1 protein-coding gene and 1 pseudogene are annotated in these 907 nt (G+C 49.8%); both read right to left on the bottom strand.

The window, feature by feature from the left end; genetic code table 11:
- Positions 1–564, bottom strand: a 564-nt coding sequence (locus ACTHS3_RS15450) for a segregation and condensation protein A (protein ID WP_440368432.1), incomplete at its 3' end; no start/stop codon positions are given.
- A 92-nt stretch (positions 565–656) separates the two neighbouring features.
- Positions 657–907, bottom strand: a pseudogene (locus ACTHS3_RS15445) (hypothetical protein); the annotation flags it as partial.

The following is a 907-nucleotide window of genomic DNA, read 5'->3' as shown; positions in this document are numbered from 1 at the left end:
CGACAAAATACCCAACCAAGCCTGCGTCAAATCGGCAACGTACACTTCCGGCAACTTCGCTTCGACCGCAATTTCCAACGGCAAATACGCCCAAGCAAAATCACGTCCGGCACGTGGCAACGCATCCAAGCCCTGAGCCGCCAGTTTCATCTGCTCGTAAGCCAACAGACGGCGCACCAACTCGGCACGCGGATCCGCCTCTTCATCCTCAACTTCTTCAGGACGCGGCAACAGCAGGCGCGATTTAATTTCAATCAGCATCGCCGCCATCAGCAGGTATTCTGCCGCCAAATCAAACTGATACGCTTCCATTTGGGCGATATAGTGCAGATACTGCTCGGTAATCTTCACCATCGGAATATCGAGGACATCGATATTTTGCTTGCGGATAAGGTACAGCAACAAATCCAACGGCCCTTGGAAGCTGCTCAATACCACCTTCAGCGCATCAGGCGGAATAAACAAATCCTGCGGCACATCGGTGACAGGCTGACCGAACACCCACGCAACGGTATGTTCAGACGGCGTTGCGGCAGTGGAAGAAATAAGGTGTTCTGAAGGCATGGTTAAAGGGTCTTTTTCTTTTTAAGTTTAGTAAGAAGTTTCATCAACAAAAGGCCGTCTGAAACGAGGACAACCCATTTTTAATATAAAAATCAACGTTTTTTACGATTGATTTGCAAAGAAACAATAGCGACGGCAAAGGTCTGGGCCAAGGCCATACCCCACAGCGGCAGGCTGGCAAAAACTGAACCCGTCAGTACCGAACCGATATCTCGGGACAATACAAAACCATCCCTCGCAAGCATCGCCACCATCAAAGCCAACAACAGCAAACTTTCGCAGCCGACCAAAAGCCAAATCATTTTAACCGAACGGCGTTTGCGCCATTTCATGATACCGGCGT

The sequence above is a fragment of the Neisseria sp. P0009.S007 genome, from assembly GCF_051962515.1.
The sequence above is the reverse complement of the archived record's forward strand: the minus strand, read 5'-3'. Positions and strand labels throughout refer to the sequence as shown.